Annotated in this window: 18 protein-coding genes; 6 read left to right on the forward strand and 12 right to left on the reverse strand. The window is 59.6% G+C overall.

The window, feature by feature from the left end; genetic code table 11:
- Positions 1–203: 203 nt before the first annotated feature.
- Positions 204–1,370, forward strand: coding sequence for an acyl-CoA dehydrogenase family protein (locus tag J2R78_RS09030; RefSeq protein ID WP_253588024.1), 1,167 nt, complete (start codon positions 204–206; stop codon positions 1,368–1,370).
- A 329-nt stretch (positions 1,371–1,699) separates the two neighbouring features.
- Here the strand turns inward: J2R78_RS09030 and J2R78_RS09035 are convergent, their stop codons facing one another.
- Positions 1,700–2,140 (reverse strand): VirK family protein, encoded by a 441-nt coding sequence (locus J2R78_RS09035; protein WP_253588025.1) that lies wholly within the window; start codon positions 2,138–2,140, stop codon positions 1,700–1,702.
- 662 nt (positions 2,141–2,802) lie between these two features.
- Here J2R78_RS09035 and J2R78_RS09040 point away from each other — a divergent pair.
- The 4 genes from J2R78_RS09040 (at position 2,803) to J2R78_RS09055 (ending at position 8,656) form a co-directional block, all read left to right on the forward strand.
- The gene (locus J2R78_RS09040) at positions 2,803–3,771 is read left to right on the forward strand and encodes a hypothetical protein (protein WP_253588026.1); all 969 of its coding nucleotides are present in this window, start codon (positions 2,803–2,805) and stop codon (positions 3,769–3,771) included.
- Between the two features lie 2,037 nt (positions 3,772–5,808).
- Positions 5,809–6,498, forward strand: a complete 690-nt coding sequence (locus J2R78_RS09045; RefSeq protein ID WP_253588027.1) for a response regulator transcription factor — start codon at positions 5,809–5,811, stop codon at positions 6,496–6,498.
- A 69-nt stretch (positions 6,499–6,567) separates the two neighbouring features.
- Positions 6,568–7,980 (forward strand): type II and III secretion system protein family protein, encoded by a 1,413-nt coding sequence (locus tag J2R78_RS09050; RefSeq protein WP_069280072.1) that lies wholly within the window; start codon positions 6,568–6,570, stop codon positions 7,978–7,980.
- A 10-nt stretch (positions 7,981–7,990) separates the two neighbouring features.
- Entirely contained in the window at positions 7,991–8,656 is a 666-nt protein-coding gene (locus J2R78_RS09055) for a CpaD family pilus assembly lipoprotein (RefSeq protein WP_069280052.1), read from the forward strand.
- Between the two features lie 236 nt (positions 8,657–8,892).
- Here the strand turns inward: J2R78_RS09055 and J2R78_RS09060 are convergent, their stop codons facing one another.
- The 11 genes from J2R78_RS09060 to J2R78_RS09110 all read right to left on the reverse strand — a co-directional run bounded on the left by J2R78_RS09060 (position 8,893) and on the right by J2R78_RS09110 (position 17,326).
- Positions 8,893–9,930 (reverse strand): EscU/YscU/HrcU family type III secretion system export apparatus switch protein, encoded by a 1,038-nt coding sequence (locus J2R78_RS09060; RefSeq protein ID WP_069280053.1) that lies wholly within the window; start codon positions 9,928–9,930, stop codon positions 8,893–8,895.
- Positions 9,927–10,748 carry a type III secretion system export apparatus subunit SctT gene (gene sctT, locus J2R78_RS09065; RefSeq protein ID WP_069280054.1) on the reverse strand — a complete coding sequence of 274 codons (822 nt, stop codon included), beginning with the start codon at positions 10,746–10,748 and terminating at the stop codon, positions 9,927–9,929. The genes J2R78_RS09060 and sctT overlap by 4 nt, the downstream gene beginning before the upstream one ends.
- A 10-nt stretch (positions 10,749–10,758) precedes the next feature.
- Positions 10,759–11,034: an EscS/YscS/HrcS family type III secretion system export apparatus protein gene (locus J2R78_RS09070; protein WP_057018251.1), complete on the reverse strand. Its 276-nt coding sequence runs from the start codon at positions 11,032–11,034 to the stop codon at positions 10,759–10,761.
- 2 nt (positions 11,035–11,036) lie between these two features.
- Entirely contained in the window at positions 11,037–11,702 is a 666-nt protein-coding gene (sctR, locus tag J2R78_RS09075; RefSeq protein ID WP_028343882.1) for a type III secretion system export apparatus subunit SctR, read from the reverse strand.
- Positions 11,695–12,696, reverse strand: coding sequence for a type III secretion system cytoplasmic ring protein SctQ (gene sctQ, locus J2R78_RS09080; protein WP_081334767.1), 1,002 nt, complete (start codon positions 12,694–12,696; stop codon positions 11,695–11,697). Before sctQ ends, sctR begins: the two co-directional genes overlap by 8 nt.
- 107 nt (positions 12,697–12,803) lie before the next feature.
- Complete coding sequence (locus J2R78_RS09085) at positions 12,804–13,340, reverse strand: hypothetical protein (RefSeq protein WP_069280055.1); 537 nt, start codon at positions 13,338–13,340, stop codon at positions 12,804–12,806.
- Positions 13,316–14,671, reverse strand: a complete 1,356-nt coding sequence (gene sctN / locus J2R78_RS09090) for a type III secretion system ATPase SctN (RefSeq protein WP_069280056.1) — start codon at positions 14,669–14,671, stop codon at positions 13,316–13,318. The genes J2R78_RS09085 and sctN overlap by 25 nt, the downstream gene beginning before the upstream one ends.
- Positions 14,668–15,291: a type III secretion system stator protein SctL gene (gene sctL / locus J2R78_RS09095; RefSeq protein WP_069280057.1), complete on the reverse strand. Its 624-nt coding sequence runs from the start codon at positions 15,289–15,291 to the stop codon at positions 14,668–14,670. Before sctL ends, sctN begins: the two co-directional genes overlap by 4 nt.
- Positions 15,288–15,920 carry a nodulation protein NolU gene (locus J2R78_RS09100; RefSeq protein WP_081334766.1) on the reverse strand — a complete coding sequence of 211 codons (633 nt, stop codon included), beginning with the start codon at positions 15,918–15,920 and terminating at the stop codon, positions 15,288–15,290. The genes sctL and J2R78_RS09100 overlap by 4 nt, the downstream gene beginning before the upstream one ends.
- An 11-nt stretch (positions 15,921–15,931) precedes the next feature.
- Positions 15,932–16,798 (reverse strand): type III secretion system inner membrane ring lipoprotein SctJ, encoded by an 867-nt coding sequence (gene sctJ, locus J2R78_RS09105; protein ID WP_069280074.1) that lies wholly within the window; start codon positions 16,796–16,798, stop codon positions 15,932–15,934.
- A gap of 9 nt (positions 16,799–16,807) precedes the next feature.
- A complete protein-coding gene (locus J2R78_RS09110; RefSeq protein ID WP_309144992.1) occupies positions 16,808–17,326 on the reverse strand; it encodes a nodulation protein NolB in 519 nt (172 codons plus the stop codon).
- 176 nt (positions 17,327–17,502) lie between these two features.
- On the opposite strand from J2R78_RS09110, the gene J2R78_RS09115 reads away from it, so the two are divergent.
- Entirely contained in the window at positions 17,503–18,204 is a 702-nt protein-coding gene (locus J2R78_RS09115) for a secretin N-terminal domain-containing protein (protein WP_375167005.1), read from the forward strand.
- The last annotated feature ends 233 nt before the right edge of the window (positions 18,205–18,437 follow it).

Genomic DNA, 18,437 nt, shown 5'->3' on the forward strand with positions numbered 1-18,437 from the left:
CCACGAAGGTGACGGCTCCTGATTCGAGAGGACCAGACAGATCATGCGCTGCGGTCACCTGCAGAAGTGCAATCTCGCACTGCGATTCTCAATGGTGCAATGATTGCGCCCTCAAGACGAATCCGCCGCATTGCGATGCGCCAGTGTATCCACTCTTCGTCAATGGCGCGCAGTAGCATCCGTATAGGCACCAAGGAGAATTTATGAACGCTTCTCCAGAGATGATCCCGTCAGAAGCCGACGTCGAGCCTGTCAGCAGGGATAACCTCTCCTCGTTGCTCGCCGAGATCCGAAGCCGTCGAAACACGTTCGCGGTCGCGCAACAAATTCCAGGCGACATAATCGATGGCTTTAAACGAGTTGGCGTCTATCGAGCTATGGTCGCCAAGCGTTTCGGCGGCGAGGAGCAAACGCCGGCCGCGTTTTGTCAGCTGATCGAGCGCATTTCCGAGGCAGATGGCTCGGCCGGTTGGGTCGCCAGCTTCGGTGATGGGGCTTGCAATCTCGCTGCTCTTCCGGATGAAACGCTCGCCAAAGTCTACGCGAATGGACCCGATGTGGTGTACGCGGCTGCGCTTTTTCCGCTACAGTCCGCCAGACGCAGTGCCGGCGGATTTGTCGTGAACGGCGTGTGGCCATTTGCCAGCGGCTCGCCCGGGGCGGCTTTGATTGGCGTCGGCATCAGGGTGGAAGACGACCCTATCGGCGATCTTCCGCGTGTAGCCGTAGTGCCGGCCGAAAAGGTAACTATCCGCCCCAATTGGGACGTCATTGGGCTGCAGGGAACCGGCAGCCATGACTTAGTTATCGAAGATGTCGTCGTGCCGGAGGAATGGACCCTGATCCGCGGCGGCTCGCCGACAATCGACCGGCCAATCTACCGTTATCCATCAGTGACGTTCGCCGCCCAGGCGCATGCGATCGTTGGCGTCGGTATTGCGCGCTCCGCACTGAACGAGGTGATCGCTATGAGCAGGAACCGCGCCTCGATCACCGGAGCGCCTGTGATGGGAGAGCGGGGCTACATCCAACTGGAAGCGGCCAGAGCCGAGGCTATGCTGCGTTCCGCGCGGTCCTTCTTCTATGATGCTACCGAGGAGCTGTGGAACGAGGCGCTCAACGGCGCGGTAAATCCGAATACGGCGACGCTGATGCGGCTCGCCGCGACTAACGCCGCGCTCCAAAGCGCCGAGGTCTGTAAGATCGCGAGCCGTCTCGCCGGCACTGACTCGCTGTACACGACGAGCAATCTGGCGCGCGCGATGTGCGACAGCTTCGTGGTTGCTCAGCATGCGGCTTTGAACGAGGGGACATTTCAGCGTGCGGGCCAACTCCTGCTCGGAGGTGCAGTGCAGCCAGGTTTTCCTTGACGTGGTTCATCCGGGAGCATTTTCGCACGAATAGCTGCGAAGAAAAGGCCACGAGCCATCAAACGGCCAACGCCGGAACAGCGTTTCTCCGCTCGCTCCGATCTCGCTATCTTCAGGACCGGGACCCCGCTGTCGTGGCGGGTATTCGCTCGGTATCTTGAGCGACTACAACAAGCTCGAGCAACTCGATGAGCGTTGCGGAAAAGACGGCCAGAAACAATCTGGCCGTCTCTCATGATCGATATTATTCGTGTCGTGGCTTGCGAAGATGCCTGCACGGTTAAAGGATCGAGGTCTCCAAGCGCATCCCCGTCCCTGTGTTCTTTCGTTTACCAGATGAACTTTGCGCCATCCGGCAGTTCACAGATGAATTCGCCCTGGTTCACGAGTTCGGTGGTCCCGACGACAAGCTTTGAGGCCCGCACCGTGAGCTTACCTTCGCGGCTGAGGCTATGACGAATGTATTCGGTCACCGCATGTCCGGAGCTGTCCACCGTTTGGTGCGCATTGGCGAAGCTGATGCCGTTCTGCGGGGTCACCCTGAATGCATTGATGACCAGGCCGGCCTGTGTCGCCGAAGCTGGCTTGCCACCCTCCGCGGCAGCACAGCGGCTCATGTCCAGGATGAGCTTCACGTTCTTGCCGGCCTGCAGGGCATTGAGCACCTCAGTGTATTTCGGCGAGGGCTCATCGGCTCTCGCCATCGTGCTCACACTCATGGCCGAAAGCAAAGACAGCAGGATCGCCAGCCCTTTGCCAATAGACTTCATATGCTTTTCTCCCTCGATAAGTACCACAGATCACACGTGGCAAGATGCCGTGCTCGCAAACTGTTTGGTGGAAACCAGACATCAAGCGCACGCGCGCCTGCGAGAAAAACAACCTGTCGCAACCAGGCGCAAGTGGTTGAGGCGGCTATCCCTACCTCACAACCTCGTAGGTCAGGTTTGTTAAAGTGCGACATCGCTGGAACGATTTGATCAAGTAGCAGCCGCTCGGAAACCACAAACGGCAAGCGGTCACGCTGATCCAATGGAGACGAACGATCGCGACGATGCGGTTCCACGCGCGTAACGGACGATTTCCAACGAGCATTTGGACCAGCCACATCTGCCGGCTTGTCCACGTTGATACCTGGGGCTCCCTGCCACTCAGACGACAGACAACAAGGAAGCGAATCTGGCGTCGCGAATGAAAAAGCTCTTCAAGGCCCAATTTCGACCTCGTCACAAATGGCAAACCGCACAAAGCAGCGCTGATTTGTGATCCGTCGATTAGCGTCGCTTCCACCTGGCTCAGCGCTCGCCTCACTGAACTGAATTCAGCCGGTGACCGTCAAACCGACACTGGCTCACCGCCTGGTCCGTCAGCTTCTCGAAAGCTGCACCTGCAACAGTCTACACTAATAGCCGGCACTCGAGGGGAGAGAGAAATGAATATTGATCCACGGAATGCTGCAGACGCTCCCTTTGAGCTTCAGGACGTGCTGCGGCAGCCACATCGGACGGGCCGGCAGCCAGACGAGCTAAGCGCACAAACCAGCACACCGGCACACAGCTCAGACGATCAGGCAAGCTTTGAGCAGCAGCTAGATGATTTGGATCCAGATGAATTGAACTCGGTCTACCCTGCCTCCTTGGCGGCAAATAATACGACTGCTACGTCCTCGACCGCGCCGAGCGAGAGCCCCCCGGAAACCGGCCCCTATCCAGCCACATCATTTGTCAGCGCGCGCGCTCAACTTGCCGCGACGCTGACAGGCGCCACGCTTGAAGCGCTCAGAAACGAGATCGACCTCGCCACGCATCAATCAGCACGTTGGTCGCCGGCGACCGCAGTTCCCGTCGATCGGAACCTCGTATTCGACGACGTAGCAGGGTCGTCATATGTCACACTGCGGCGCTTTCAGACTCAGGACAACGATTGCAAGCCGCGCACGGAAGAAAACACGAGAGCAATCTCGCATATCCGTAACACGGCTCGGGATCATTCTTCTGTTGGAGATCCTCTGGAGCGATATACTATGGACCGGGCGCGTCAGGCCGGATGGCATATGCGCGGCAAGACAGCAGCATCTCCTTTTGTGTCGCTGGTTGAGGATCCCTCAAAACTGGTTGTTTCGCGCGACCACTGGGCGAGAGCGATCGCCAACAATGCGAACACGCTGCACACCTACACCGTCCCGAAGTCCGCGGTCTGGACGCCCGACGACGTGCTGAGCAGTATCGGGCTTGGAATGAACGTTGAGGACCAGGACAACATCGATGCGGACGTGGATCTGATGTGCTCGCTGGGCAGAACACCAACCCGAGAGACCGAACGATTGTTTCTAGGCGGCAACCTCGACGATTACCGGACGGACAGCGAGGCAAATCCGTACAAGCGCGATGGCGCTGATTAATGCATTTGCTGAGCTCCGCGCTGCAGCGGTGTGCTTATGTTCAATCACAAAGGCACTCCGCTTAAGGACGAGTTGGAGAACGCTGACAGGCTTTACGAACAATAACTTGGGCAGCCCGCGCATCGAGCTATCAAGCGGTTCAATCGGCCCCGTCCTGCTGCGAGCGAACTCGACGCCTGGAGCCCATTCAACTCGCTCTTACAACTAATTCTCTGGCGGTACTCACGGCTGACATCGATCCAACTCGCCGGGATCACATTTCTCACTGAGCTCGCGGCGTGAGCCGGTGAAAGCCGCGCCTCTACCCAGTGGCTGGCTTGGCGTGACGCAGGAGGCGCGTTCAGCCGGAATATCGGTGGACGCGACCGCATGGCCAGCGCGCTAAAAGCTGCATCACCTATGGAAGGCAAGCGGCGGCGAGCGCCGCGCCTATCCGCCGCTTGAATGCGTTCCATCAAAACAATTGATTTTTCCGATCCCGCCCGAAGCCCCCATAGTCGGCCGCAGTTTTGGAGCAGCATTCAGGAACGTGGTGTGACAGTCGACCCTCTCTTCAATCCTTTGCCAGTCAATTCGATTTGGCAACCGCGCGTCTGCACCCGCGACGTTAAGCGCTATGCGTCAGATCAGTCCACCTCGGCCGGCCATAGTCCGCCTGCCAATCGCCACGTTTGAGGCAACCAGGGCAATCTCATGCTCGCGCGCGCTATGGCTTGCCCTAACGCGCAGCGGGAACAACTAGCTCACGCTATCGCAACAGCTGAAGCTGCACCTCGCAGAATTTGGAGAGGCGAAATGCTCACAACCTTCGAGAACACAAGAGCGACAGCGACCCACGAGGCTATGACAGTGTTCAAACTGTGTCGCGACCGAGTCAAGACGCGCACAAGATGGAGGGTACTCGTAATTAAAGACACTTGATCCTCACCTGACGTCAGATTGTAGGATTTCCGACAGCTTCGCGACACCGAACCCGCGCGCGAAAACTTCCTGACAGGTAGCAAGAATTGCGAATGTCTTTCAAACTTTACGACGCTCCGCTCCGCCCCATCACGTGGGTCGATCACTGCTGTGGACGACGTGTTCTCCGTAACGTCTATGTGCAGGACAGAGAAGTCGGCGCCACCCCTGTTGCGGCCCGAGCAGCATTTAGCGGCCGAGTAGAACTCGGATTCCATTTGCCTTGGCCTGACCGCGCACCACGCAGCCTCAAATTTCCGCTTGGATTACTTTGCAGTCGATCATCGCAAGTGAAGCGATGCAACTGGCATAGCAATATCAGCCAGATGGGCCATCGCCCAGAAATGCGGCAGTCCCCTCCGTCTCTCGTTCGCTACTTTCGAGGGGATCGCCCATCGGACCCGACCGAGAGTTGGGAGCGTCGGCGTCCTGCGCGTCTATCACCGGCTTGGGAAAGGCTTTTTCAGTAGCCCGGAGGCGCATCATCGTTCATTCGTCGCGCAACGCAGCTCTGGAGACATCGCCCGGACGCGTAGCGTGAAACTGTCTTCACGCGGAACAGCTTGCCTTGTCGCGACACCATGGTTCGACAGCACAGCAAGTACTGACCGCGGGACTGGGGAAAAGTGGGGAGTTCCCAATGCCGATTTCACTAGACTATTCAACCACGACTCCATCCGCTCGCTCCTGCGCTTGGGTGTCGATGTCGATTGCGAGGTCCAGCGCTATAAAGATCGAAGGCTGCTGTGCAGTAGGTGCAAACACGGACGCGATTGACGCGCAGATGCGTCAAACTGCTGCGACGGCTTTCGCCCTCGTGAATGATTTCGAAAGTCTTCCCGGTCCAAGGGGTCTGCTCGGCATCGACGACGGCGCATGCAGCCCCTGGCGGTCCATCGCGCTTTCCAACCCGGTGACAAGGAATTCACCGGGATTGATAGCCCGTCACCATGCTCTGCTTCCTCGCCGCCGGACATTGCCGCTCATGTCGAAGCGGGCGCCGGTCAGCTTCATCGAACCTCTTGGTCAACCGTGACGCGCCTAAAGTCTTGGCGCGGATGGACGAGAGGCGATGAAATGCGAATTCTCCTGGTTGATCATCATGCGGACTTTGCCCGTGCTGTGAAGGACGCACTTCCCGATTGCGGGTTTGCCGTTGACGTGACACGCACACTGGACGAGGCGTCGGCCGCGCTGGATTGCGCGAACTACCACATTCTTTTGCTCGAATTGGTTTTGCCCGATGGAGACGGCTTGGACTGGCTGAAGCAGCTCCGGCGCGAGGGTTATTCAATGCCGGCCATCATGATGAGCAGCCTCAACGACCTCGGGCGGCGGATTGCGATCTTTAACGCGGGTGCGGACGACTTCCTCCCCAAACCCGTGTCGACCGAAGAACTCATCGCGCGCATGCGAGCCATTCTGCGGCGGTCAACGCAAATGACGGCGCCGGTCGTGACATTCGGCAATCTGCATTTCGATCCGATCGCGAGGCAAGTCGCGGTCGGCGGTCGGATACTGAGGATTGCCCGCCGCGAAGTGTGCATTCTCGAACATTTGCTCAACCGTGCCGGTCGTACCGTGCCACGCGCATCTCTGGAGGATAGCCTTTATGCGTTCGACGACGAGGTCTCGACCAATGCGCTGGAAGTCGGCATCTATCGCTTGCGTACGCATTTGAGCCAGTCGGGTGCGACGCTCAGGATCAAGACGGCGCGCGGCGTCGGTTACACCCTTGAACTCATTGGCGCAGCGTCGGCTGCTTAGCCGATTCAACTTGAAAGCAATAACCCCTTGAATTTCGATAACAATGCTGCGCGCGCTGATGAGCCGTCGATGGTAGCTGGGGCGACGCGCTCTGCCGTTTTGCATCGCCTCTGCTACGTCCTGTGCGGACTTGCTCTGCTATTTCCGCTTGCTGCGGCAGCCCAAGCCAAGCGGGATGGCAAAGCAGAACCGCCGCATAGCGCGCCCGGCAGCACCTCCGGCACGCTGAACCTGATTTCCTCACAGGGCAAGACGATCCATCTGACCGCTGCGGCGGCGAGCATCTTTGTTGCCGACCCGACGATTGCGGATTATCAGGCGCCGTCAAATACGACAATCTTCGTGTTTGGCAAGAAATCAGGACGCACCAGCCTGTTCGCCCTCAATGAGAACGGAGAAGCTCTCGCCGAGCTGCGCGTTGTCGTCACACAGCCGATCGAGGATCTGCGCGCCGCGCTGAAAGCTGAGGTCGGCGACTATCCGATCCAGGTTAGCTATACCCCGCGCGGAGCGATCTTAAGCGGTACCGCGCCCAATGCCGAGGTCGTCGAGATAGCCAAGAAGGTCACCGAGCAGTTTCTCGGGGCGGGTGCGCTCGTCGTCAACAAGATCCAGGTGGCCGGCTCGCTGCAGGTGAATCTCAGCGTACGGGTCGCAGAAGTGTCCCGCAGTGCCGTCAAGGATCTCAATATCCACTTCACGGCCTCCAGCCCAAACGGCGCTTTCCTTATCAGCGGCAAGGATGGCGGATCCGCCGCGGCGAACGGCGGCGGCACGATCGGTATCGGATTCAGCGCGGGCAATACCAATCTGAGCGCTGTTCTCGACGCGCTCGCCAGCGAGCACCTCGCCTCGATCCTGGCTGAGCCGAATCTGACGGCGATGTCCGGCGAGTCTGCGAGTTTCCTGGCCGGCGGCGAATTCCCCATTCCTGTGATGCAGGATAATCGGCAGGTGTCGGTCCAATTCCGCCAGTTCGGCGTGAGCCTCGAATTCGTCCCGACAGTGCTCAACAATAATCAGATCAATGTCCGTGTGAAGCCCGAAGTCAGCGAACTGTCGAGCGAAGGCCAAGTCAAGATCAATGGCATGGAAGTCCCTGCGCTTTCGACGCGACGAGCTAGCACCGTGGTCGAACTCGCCAGCGGTCAGAGCTTTGCCATCGGCGGACTGATCAGGCGCAACTTCAACAACGACATTGGCGAGTTTCCCTGGCTCGGCGACGTGCCGATCCTTGGCGCGCTGTTTCGCTCCTCATCGTTTCAAAAGCGCGAGACCGAGCTGGTTATTATTGTCACGCCTTACATCGTCCGGCCCGGATCGAACCCGACCCGGATGAGTGCACCGACCGACCGCATAGCACCGCCCTCAGACACGGGCCGCATCTTGACGAACACGCTGGCGCGGCCGCCAAAAGACCGCGATGCGCCCCGCACGAGCGCACCAGGATTGACCGGCAGCGCTGGATTTATCATCGAATGAGGATCGTCAAATGACGTTGCGACATTTGTGCCATTTGATCGTTGTTGCGGCAACATTGAGCGGATGCGCAAACAGTGCTTCGATCCGTCCCGGGCCGGCTGAACAGGCGATCCAAGTGGAGCAGAAGAACAGTGTTTTGTTCCTACAGAGCCTTCGTGGCTCCGAAAGGCACCGGCTGCGGAGTTTCATTGCGAGTGCAAGTGGCGGCCGGCGGGACGCACTCCATGTCGATGTCACCGGCACGCCCCGGCTCATTGCACAGGTGGCCCACGAGGCCCGTGCCATGGGCGTTGCCCCCTATAATATTCGCCTGTCCGCCTCACCTCTCGATCTGCCCTCCCGTTTCGGGGTAAGGATCGAGGCGATCACATTTGAAGCCCAGCCTCCTGTCTGTCCGTCGCTTTCCATCGTCGGGCCTGCGGTCAACGATAATTCGTTCGACCCGACGCTTGGCTGCTCGACCAGAAGCAATCTGGCAGTCATGGTCAACGATCCGCTCGACTTACTGGACAATCGCTCGGTCATGACGAGTAATGGCGATCGCGCCGCCATTCCGGTTGCCAGCTATGGCACGTTTGGCCCGGGCAACAAGAGCAACGGAGAAGGTGGACAGAGCAATGGGGCCGCGTCGGAAGCTCCCGCGGCGGCAACGAGGGACGTACAGCCTCCTCGGTGATGGGCGTTGCATCGCCGCCGCCTGATCAAAATGATCTAGCGATTTCCCGTGCCGATTGAATCGCAGGTCGGATTTTTGTTCTGGCGCGCTTTCTTCCGCGAACCGGTACACAACTTCGCTCGAAAGCCGTCTAGTCTAGAGACTTTTCCGTTCCGATTGAATCGGAACGGAGCTGTAGATTCTTGTTTGACGCATTTCCTTCGCGCGAACCGGCGTCCACCTCGCTGGAAACCGCTCTAGACCAGCCCGGCAGCGTAAAGGGCTTTTGCGACCGACTCGAAATATTGCGACGGAACCGGGTTGCCGAGTCTTGCTTTGCCGAGCAGCTGATGTGTCAGGACGTCGTCATCCACTATCTTGAGGCGCAGCGCGCGCGCCTCGCCTAGCAACTTGGAAGCAGCTTCGCCCTCACCCCGACAGACCAGAACCGGCACGCCGGTTTCGCCGCGAACATAGCGCAGCCCAATCAAGGCTGCGGACCCCCTTAGTATCAAGTTGGCGCGATTGACGCCAAGCGGAGCCTCGTTCGCCGACACTTGGCGCAGACGCCTGCGTTCACTCTTCACCTGCGGATTGCCTTGCTGCTCCTTGTTCTCGCGCTTAGCCTCGGTTTCGGTCATGCGCAGCTCCTGCATGAACAACCAGCGCTGGATCAGAAGGTCGGCCAACCCGCCGACGAGGAACGCCCCGGCAGCAATCCCGGCCAGCAGCTTGACCTCTGTGAAGACTATTCCGAGGCAGCCCATGCCACAGACCGGCAAATACACCAGTGCCTTCCAGCTTGCGGTCACGGTAAGGAAAAAGCACGTCCCGAGGAGCACCACCTTAACCAGCGTCTTGCCAAGCTCGACGGCCGAACGTTTGGATGCAAGCCGCGTCAAGCCTTTGATCGGATCCAGTTTCTCAAGCTTCGGTTTGAGCGGCTCCAACGCAAACATGAAACCGCCATTGGCCACGACATTGGCCAGAAGGGCTGCTGCGACGGCAGCCGCGAGCAAAGGCCCGACCGTTGCCATCGAAAGTTCCAGCAACCCGTTGAGCGCCTGCGGAACCGCGCTCGTGAAGGGCTGCTCCTGCAGTTTGTCGATCAGCTGGACCGTTTCATGCCACTTGTCTTCGATCGCACCCGCTCTCCACCACAGACAGGAAAAGCCGGCGCACGCGCTGACCCCGCTCACCAGATCGGAGCTGCGCGCGCTCTGCCCTTTCTTGCGCGCATCGCGCAGCTTCTTGGGGGTCGGGGGAAGCTTCTTCTCCTCGCTCGTGCCGCTCATTTCAAGAGCTTCTTGAAGGACTCGAGCACGTTGTTCGGCGTGAGGATTTCAGCTCCTGCGTATTCGAGGAGGTAGACGGTATAGCTGACCATGATGACACCGAAGGCAACATTCTTGATCGTGGGCGAAAGATCGTTCAGCTTGAGTTGCGATGCAAAGCGGCCGAGCATCATGACCGACACGTCGATCAGCAGCAGCAGGGCCAGCACCGGCCCGGCGACCAATAGCGTCGTCAGCATGATATGATCGAGAAGAGCGAGGCATTCCATTGCTCCCAGTGCCGTCACCGCAGGCAGGAACTGATGCACGGGCCAGATCAGATAGCTGCCATAAAGGCTGCTCACCATGGTCTGCAGGCCGCCGACCAGAACGAAGATCGTGACCGCAGTGACGCCGAGAAAAAGCCCGGTCCCCGACGCTTGGCTGTGCGTCGCAGGATCTTCTGCTGCGACCTGGCTGGAGATTCCTCGTTGCGTATCGATGATGTCGCCGACTGCCTGGATGCTCCATAGGGGAATGCTGAGCAGGATACCGAGCAGAAGGCCGACGAACACCTCCTTCAAACCGAGCATGGTTACGCTGACCATACGCGTGTTCGGATCTAGCGCCTCCAGTCCCAGCTTGATCTGCGCCAGACACGGTAGCCCGATCGCGATCGTCAGACTTCCGCGGATCAGGCCACTGATGCGCGGCCGGGTGAAGACGGGAAGCACAAGCATGATGCCCAAGGCGCGGGCCGCGCTCAGGCCGGTTGCTGCGATAAGTTCGATTCCGCCCTCGACGAGGGCATGCGCATCTGTGGGTGACAGGCCGGCCATCCAAGCCCTGCTAGTATCTTGCGGTGAGTGCAGGAAACTCGCTGAAAATGCGTTCGGCCTGCTCGATGAGCGGAGCGCTGAGGACCGGAGAGAACCCGGCGAGTACGGCGACGACGACGAGAAGCTTCACCGTCAGGGGTAAGGTTTGATCTTGGAGCTGGGTTGCCGCCTGGATGAGGCCGATGATCAATCCCGAGATCAGGGCTGCCAGGAGCGGCGGCAGAACCCAGATCATGAAAAGCACGAGCGATTCGCTCAGGTACTTGAGGATGCTGGCTTCGTTCATTATCAACCTCCCGGCGTCGTGTAGCTCAAAACCAGCCCGTGCATGAGACGTGACCAGCCATCAATGGTAACGAACAAAAAGAGCTTGAAGGGAACAGATATCACTGTCGGCGACACCATCGACATGCCCATGGCCATCAAAATCGTCGTGACGATCAGGTCGATGGTGATAAAGGGAAGATAAAGAAGAAAGCCGATTTCGAAGCCGCGCTTGAGCTCCGAGATCAAGAACGACGGCACAAGAATCACAAAATCATCAGCCGTGGCGCTGCCGCGCATCTCCTCCGACCAGACATGTTCGGTCGATGACAGGAAAAACCGGCGCTGCTCTTCATTGGTGAACTTCTTCAAATGCGCGCGCAGCGGCTCCTGCCCCTCCTTGGCGGCTGTTACCCAGTCATCAAATGTTTGGTAGCGGAGTTGCGGATCCGTCAGGCGGTTGTAGGTCTGCTCAAACACCGGCGCGCTGATGAAGACGGTCAGGATCAGTGCCGCCCCATACAGGACGATATTGGGCGGTATCGATTGAGTCCCGAGCGCGTTGCGCACCAGGAAAAGCACAACGGAGACCTTTATGAAGGCGGTCGTCGTCACGACGGCGAAGGCGAGCAGGCCAAGACCGACCGTGATCGCCAGAAGCGCGAGGATGCTGGGTTGAATCTCAGTCATTGACCGCCAACCTGCCACGTAATCTGACGGCAAGTTCGTCGCCGACCCGCACGATATCGCCACGGCCGATGCGCTGCCCGTTGGCAAGGATATCAACTGGGCCGTCAAGCGACCGGCCGAGTTCGAACACATGGCCTTCGTTGATGCTCCGCAAGGTTCCAATCGGCATCGGCCAGCGGCCGCATTCGAATACGAGTGTGATCTCGAGGCTGTCGATATCGGCCTCGGAGGGAGGCTGCTGGGCTTGGGATTGTGTCGTCATGTGTCCACTTTTCGAGGGGTGAGATTGCGAGCGGAATGGTCCCCGCAGGACCAGTCGGTCGCCGGCAACCTCCGCAGGGGCCCACAAAGTGCCGGCAGTGAGGATGATCTGGCCACGAGCAAGGTAAATTGCGTCCGGCAGCAGCGCATCGCCTTGCTGGGCTTGACGAACAAGGCCGATTGTAATGCGGAGCGAGCCAACCTCGCCTGCAACGATCACAGGGAGTTCAGGGCGAAGCTTAGGCGTCTGTCGCGGCAATCGGCCAAGCAATTCACCTAGGACGCCGAAAGCTGGCGGAACCAGACCGTCAAGAGACGAGAATAGGAGCAGGCGAACCTTGCTCGTGAGCGGCCCATAGGCGACATCGAACTCAAGGAATGGACCTGATTTCGCCGCTTCATCGGTGCGGAGAAGCTGCAAATGCCGCTGCGTCAGCTGCTCCAGAGAAGAGAGCAACGGGTCTAGCGCGAGTTCAAGGACCAGCGAACGCGTTGGCTCGGAAGGTAAGGTCAGGCCATTCTGCACCGTCGCAATCAGCGCTTCGGCAAACGACCTGGGCAAGGACAGGACGAGCGTTTCGCCGCCTGCGTCAAAGACGCAGTCAAGCATCGATGTCTCAGGTGGCTCGACCTGCCAGACAAGCCTGACCATGCGCAGCGATAGCGGCTTATCGCCGAAACGGCTTTGCAGAGGTCCGCGGAAAGCTGCGATCTCATTGAGCCAAGAGACCACAGCACGAGATAGGGTCAGCTGTGGCCTGAATGGTACGGGCCCACCCAGCCTCTGTGTCGCAGGCGGCGCCTGCCCATCGCAGCACACCGGCAAAGGAGAATTGGCCATCAGCTCGGCTCGCCTCCCGCTTGGACGGGGGCGCCTCTGCGGTAGCGAAGCAACACCTCATCATCGGCTTCGATTTCCGCCGCGGCTTCAACATGAGCATTGGTGATGCGCTCAACATTACGCTCGATCTCTTGCCATTTGTGGCACGCAGCGGAACGTTTGGCCCATAGCGTCCGCGCCTCACGGACCGCCGCCTCGGCCTGATCCTGAGCGGTGTGCGCCTTGTCAAGAAGTAGCTGCGCCGCCGCGATATCCTCTGTGAGCCGCCCAATGATAAGATGATGGCGGCGCTCGAGCTCGCTGACGGATATCGCATCGGCCGATAACATCTCCCGATAAAGCTCGGCTTCGACCCTTGCGCGGTGTCTTTCGGTATTGGCAAGCTGCTCGGAAGCCTGTTCGACGGCTTCACCTGCGATGCGGCGCTTGGCTTCCATGTCGGACAGTTCACGAAGGGCGCTTCGCTCCCTCATGTCCTTCACCGCCCGCAATTTCGACGCATGAGCGGTGTTCAGGCGGTCAAACGTGACATCCATGCGATCGTCTCCTCAAATTTGCACGCCTCGTCCTGGCCTTGACGCAGGAACGTCCGCAACTCCTCAATCGAGGCGATCGCCCGGTCGGTCAGCGGATCAGCGCCTTGCTTATATTCGCCGACCTTGATCAAAAACTCGGCCTCGGCGTAGCGCGAGAGCTGATCACGAAAGAAGGATGCCGCCTTGCGATGCGGCACAGACACGACCGCATCCATGACGCGGCTTCGGCTCGACAGCACGTCGATGGCCGGAAAATGCTCCCGCGAAGCCAGCGCACGCGAAAGAATGATGTGTCCGTCGAGAATGCCGCGCGATTCTTCGGCGATTGGATCGCCCGTGCCGTCACCTTCGACTAGCACGGTATAAAAGGCCGTGATGGAGCCCTGCTCGCCCATGCCGGCCCGCTCCAACAGACCCGGCAGCAGAGCAAAGACGGAGGGCGGAAATCCGCGCCGGGTCGGAGGCTCTCCCGCGGCAAGGCCGATCTCGCGCATCGCACGACTAAAGCGCGTCAAGGAATCCATCATCAGAACGACGCGCAGCCCCTGATCACGAAAGTATTCGGCCAGCGCCGTCGCCATATGGGCGCATTGTGCCCGCTCCATCGCCGAACGGTCGGAGGTTTCCACGACGACGACCGAACGGCGGAGTGCCTCGCCAAGATGACGTTCGATGAATTCACGTACCTCTCTGCCACGTTCGCCGATCAGCGCGACAATCGTGACGTCGGCGGCTGCGCCTTTGACGATTTGCGACATCAGCGTCGACTTGCCGCAACCGGCGTCCCCATAGATTCCGATCCGCTGGCCTTCACCACATGTCAGAAGCCCATCTAGGACACGAACGCCGAGTGGGAAAGGCTGCTCGATACCTCGCCGTTTCATGGGGTTGGGCGCCTTGCCGCGCAGCGGGCGCACTTCGCCAGCCTTTATTGGCCCCTTACCATCGAGTGGACGACCGAAACTGTCGATCACGCGGCCGAGCAAATCGGGGCCGACCGGAACTTCCTGCATTCGCCCAGTCGTGACGACCTCGGCACGGTTGGACAAGCCGACCATGTCACCGATCGGTGTGAGCAACACCCCGTCCGGCAACAAGCCGATCACCTCCGCCTCGAGCGACCACCCGCTGCGGGGGTCCTGCAGCAGGCATAGCTCCCCAACCCGGGCTTCCGGCAAGACGGCATGGAGCAGCGTACCGATAGCCTTCGTGATCCGGCCGCGGACGGCACGCGTGTCGATATGCTTGGCGGAAGATCTCAAGGAAGACAGTGCGGCGTGGACAGCCTCTTCTTCAGCCGCAGCACCATGGGTCGATCGTTGCGCGGTCACGGTCCACCTTCCTGCGACGGCAAGCCAAACCCCACACGAAGCGCACGGAGCTGCGCGGCAAGTCCGAGATCGACATTGCCAAACTCGCTCCACAAGACACATTGGTCCGCCGTGAGCGCCGGATCCGGCTCGATCCTGACCTTGGGCCGGCCCTCCTGTCCGTTGTAGGCTGCGAATTCATTGGCAAGCAGATCGGCTTTCAGGGGGGACACGTGAAGGCAGACTTCCGTGTTCTTGTACTTTTGCTCAATCGCGTGACGAACGCTGCGCACCAGCATCTCGCCCGGATCAAAGGCGCCGAGCAAATCTCGCACGATCTCGATGACCAGCTCGGGCAATTCTTGTTCTAGAACGGCCTTTCGCTGCGCGAGTTCGCAAGCAGCCTGCGCAATCAGGCGTGCGATTTCCTCTGCGCCCGTTTTTACCCCCTCCGCATGGCCGCGCGCCCGTTCCCGCTCAAAAGCTTTGCGTCCCCAGCCGCGAACACGCTGCAGATGCCGCTCAGCAGTGGCCCGCGCGTGCACGGCGTCATGCCAGATCTCGAGCTCGGCTGCCGGGATCAGGGGCCCAAGCGGACGGATCTGTGGGGCCACAGGCAATGCTGGGAAGTCGACTGTCATACCGTGGCAGCCTCCGTCCCCAAATGGGCCACAACCAAGGAAAGCAGCGGGCCTGAAGCACGATGGTGCTCAGCCGCCGGATTGTCCGCGGCCGTCCCACGAGGCAAGCGTAGAAGCACGCGGATACGCTCAATCGCTGGAGCCCGGTCGAGCCAGGCGCCCAGACAGGCATGTCCATCGCGTTCAATCTGTCGCGACAGGTGTTCCGGATCGGCAATGAGTGCTGTTGCAACCGCACTGGGTAAATGCCGGATGGCGAAGGCATGCGCTTCGGCACCGATCATCTCGACCAAGATCGAAAGATCGCGCTTTGAAACCAGCTTCAGGACGGAATGAGCATGCCAGATACCGCCGGCGAGCAGCGCAGCCCGACGCGGATCATGCCCGAGCAGAAGGTCGTCGTTCCAGCCAGCTCCGCTCACATCCACGTCGCTGCCGAGCAGCAGCTCGGCCAGCCTTGGCTGCAACCTGGAACTCTGCTGCAGTCGGAGTAATGTGGCGGGCGACAGCAGCGGATCGAGACACGCGGCAAAACGGCTCGGATGGATCGAGGCAATAAGCTCGCGCAGCCGTTCTGAAGCCAGCGTGATCGAACGATTGGGTTCGGTGGGTGATATCGATGACGACATGAGCGTCCTGGTTATGTCGCATCGGAGGTGATCTTTTTGCCAGCAGCCTGGACAGCGGTCACATTCGAACGCCTGCCGAACATGGTAAGTTTGCGCGATGATTGACCGAACTGACGAAGACGCGCGCCAAGCAACAGATAAGATGCAATGACGAATGCGGCGCTTGCGCCCCCGACCCCAAGCGCAAGCCACGGCGTTGAAGCCGGCCTTGTTGATTGAGACGAAGCGGCTGCCGACTGCGCCGGCTGCTCAAGCGGCGCTCGCTCAACCGGCACAAAGACCACAGCCACCTTGTCGTAAGACAGCCCTTCGATGCTGTTGGCGACGAGCATCTTGATCTGAGGCAACAGCGCCGAGAGCTTGGCGTTCGAACCATGTCGGATGAAAACCGACGCCGACGATGGGGTGGCGTCTTGCCGCAGAAGATCGTTCTTCGGCAGAACCACGTGCACCCGCGCCGAAAGGACGCCATCGATGTCGCTAATGGTGCGCGACAATTCTTCGCTGAGGGCATAAACGTAACGGGCGCGCTCCTCGATCGGGGAGGCAACGAGGCCCGATCCCTTGAATACCTCGCCGAGATTCTTGAAAGATTGACGCGGCAGCCCCTCAACATTGAGCAGGTCAATCGAATATGCAAGCTGCCTTTCCTCGACCTGGATCGTGCTGGTTCCATCCTTGGCGACAACGCGAACAGCATCGACACCCTTGCCAAGGAGAAGCGCAAGCATCTCATTGGCCTCACGCTCCTGAATCTTGCTGTAGAGATCAGCCTTGCAGCCGATCAACGGAACAAGAAGCGGCAGAGCAAGGCAAATGCGAAGCCGCCGCCACCATTGACGGCGGCCGCAACCCCCACTGTGCATCACACCAGGCATCAGCTCCACTCAGCCCGCCGATAGCAGCTTGTTCAACGAGGAGCTCACGGCGCTGGTGCTCTTGGAGACGAGGGAAACCTGAACGACGTCCCGGTAGACATCCCGTAGATTTACCATCATCGAATCGAAATCCGCAGCCACCGGTTTAACCGCCGCATGCGCGCTGATGTCGACCGGCGGCAACAGCGGCCGCGCGGCGGGGCCGGCTTGTACGGCACTCGCAGCAGAAGACGCGCCACCGACCGCGGGAGCAACGGCATGGCTGTGGTACATGGTGGAAAGAGTTTGAAGAACGCGATCGCCCGGCGGCACCGCCAGCGTGTTCGTGCGCTGCACCTCCAGTACCGGCGAAACGACTGCAGCTCTGTCCGCGACTGGTGAGGCAGGCCCCTGACTTGAGACCGCTTGCGCAAGAGACTGCTCAAAGTGTGCCTGCTCGACGGGAGCTGCCGGCGAACAGGCATTGGAAAGGCAGTCGGCTGAATTGGGAGAGATCGGCGTTGCGCCTAACATCATATAAGGAGTCATTGTGCTCGCTGGTGAGACCAAGCGTTCTCGACGGATGAACAGATCAAAATCTGTAGATTGGTGAGCTGACGAAAACCTGACGAAGATGGAGGTTATTACGCCATCTAATGATCACGTTTGGCTTCCAAGCTGGAACGAAATTCCAGGTTTAATTCTCAGGTGGAAGGCCTTCGGGAATGCTCGTTCGATCCACGATGGCGCAAAGTTTGAAGAGCAGTCTCTATGCCGGAGCTCTCATTTGTCTTGCAATGGTGAGCGCGTTTGGCGCGCCCCTGTCGCTGCCTTCGACTCCTTATAGCTATACGGTTCTCGATCAGGACCTTGCTGCCGCGCTGCAGGAGTTCGGCAACAATCTCAATATCAGGGTCAATGTCAGCACTGAAGTGAAGGGCCGGATTCGCGGGCGAATGCCGGACCTGCCGCCGCGCGACTTCCTCGAGCGTCTGACCAACCTGTACAATCTTCAATGGTACTACGACGGCCTCGTGCTTTACATATCCGCAGCCCACGAGGCGCAGAGCCGGCTGATTGTGTTGAACCCGATCAGCTTCGATGCGTTCAAGACCGCGCTCGAGGCGCTCAACATCTCCGATGAGCGCTATATCGTGAAGCCGGCGCCGGGGGATGGTCTTGTCCTGGCTTCGGGTCCGCCACGCTTCATCGCGCTGGTGGACCAGACGCTGAAGGGTCTTGTGGCGGAGGAGCAGGCGCGGCGCAATCCCGCCATCGCCGAAAGGCCGCCGCGGGATTCCGTTTTGATGTTGTTTCGTGGTTCCTCCAGCGTGGTTATTCGGGATGGGCGCCCGGAAGGGCATTATGCGTCCGACGCGCCGCGTCAGGACGGCACCGTGCGTGGAGCTGACACAGGCCAGAAATGACCTAATTGATGCGAGGCAGCTTGAGCCGAAGTCGATCCAATCTGCATCGGCTCAAGTCCTTCTGATCGTCAGCTTTTCGAAAGCTAATGCTCCCATGGGCGTGCGGACGCTGGACGGCGGGGCCTCCTACCGACCGCAACGGATGTGGGCAACCAGCCACCCTTGACGCGAGCGGAAGCTGGCAAGCGCCATCTTTGACGGAAGCTCGGGGCCTCAAATATCGATGAGAGCCT

Origin of the sequence: Bradyrhizobium sp. USDA 4538, assembly GCF_024171045.1 — a bacterium.
GTDB classification, from domain to species: Bacteria; Pseudomonadota; Alphaproteobacteria; order Rhizobiales; family Xanthobacteraceae; genus Bradyrhizobium; species Bradyrhizobium australafricanum.

Excerpts from the sequence above, each read along its gene's own strand:
- J2R78_RS09030 (WP_253588024.1), top strand. The coding sequence starts at position 204 with ATGAACGCTTCTCCAGAGATGATCCCGTCAGAAGCCGACGTCGAGCCT.
- J2R78_RS09035 (WP_253588025.1), bottom strand. The coding sequence starts at position 2,140 with ATGAAGTCTATTGGCAAAGGGCTGGCGATCCTGCTGTCTTTGCTTTCG.
- J2R78_RS09040 (WP_253588026.1), top strand. The coding sequence starts at position 2,803 with ATGAATATTGATCCACGGAATGCTGCAGACGCTCCCTTTGAGCTTCAG.
- J2R78_RS09045 (WP_253588027.1), top strand. The coding sequence starts at position 5,809 with ATGCGAATTCTCCTGGTTGATCATCATGCGGACTTTGCCCGTGCTGTG.
- J2R78_RS09050 (WP_069280072.1), top strand. The coding sequence starts at position 6,568 with ATGGTAGCTGGGGCGACGCGCTCTGCCGTTTTGCATCGCCTCTGCTAC.
- J2R78_RS09055 (WP_069280052.1), top strand. The coding sequence starts at position 7,991 with ATGACGTTGCGACATTTGTGCCATTTGATCGTTGTTGCGGCAACATTG.
- J2R78_RS09060 (WP_069280053.1), bottom strand. The coding sequence starts at position 9,930 with ATGAGCGGCACGAGCGAGGAGAAGAAGCTTCCCCCGACCCCCAAGAAG.
- sctT (WP_069280054.1), bottom strand. The coding sequence starts at position 10,748 with ATGGCCGGCCTGTCACCCACAGATGCGCATGCCCTCGTCGAGGGCGGA.
- J2R78_RS09070 (WP_057018251.1), bottom strand. The coding sequence starts at position 11,034 with ATGAACGAAGCCAGCATCCTCAAGTACCTGAGCGAATCGCTCGTGCTT.
- sctR (WP_028343882.1), bottom strand. The coding sequence starts at position 11,702 with ATGACTGAGATTCAACCCAGCATCCTCGCGCTTCTGGCGATCACGGTC.
- J2R78_RS09085 (WP_069280055.1), bottom strand. The coding sequence starts at position 13,340 with ATGGATGTCACGTTTGACCGCCTGAACACCGCTCATGCGTCGAAATTG.
- sctL (WP_069280057.1), bottom strand. The coding sequence starts at position 15,291 with ATGACAGTCGACTTCCCAGCATTGCCTGTGGCCCCACAGATCCGTCCG.
- J2R78_RS09100 (WP_081334766.1), bottom strand. The coding sequence starts at position 15,920 with ATGTCGTCATCGATATCACCCACCGAACCCAATCGTTCGATCACGCTG.
- sctJ (WP_069280074.1), bottom strand. The coding sequence starts at position 16,798 with ATGCCTGGTGTGATGCACAGTGGGGGTTGCGGCCGCCGTCAATGGTGG.
- J2R78_RS09110 (WP_309144992.1), bottom strand. The coding sequence starts at position 17,326 with ATGACTCCTTATATGATGTTAGGCGCAACGCCGATCTCTCCCAATTCA.
- J2R78_RS09115 (WP_375167005.1), top strand. The coding sequence starts at position 17,503 with ATGCTCGTTCGATCCACGATGGCGCAAAGTTTGAAGAGCAGTCTCTAT.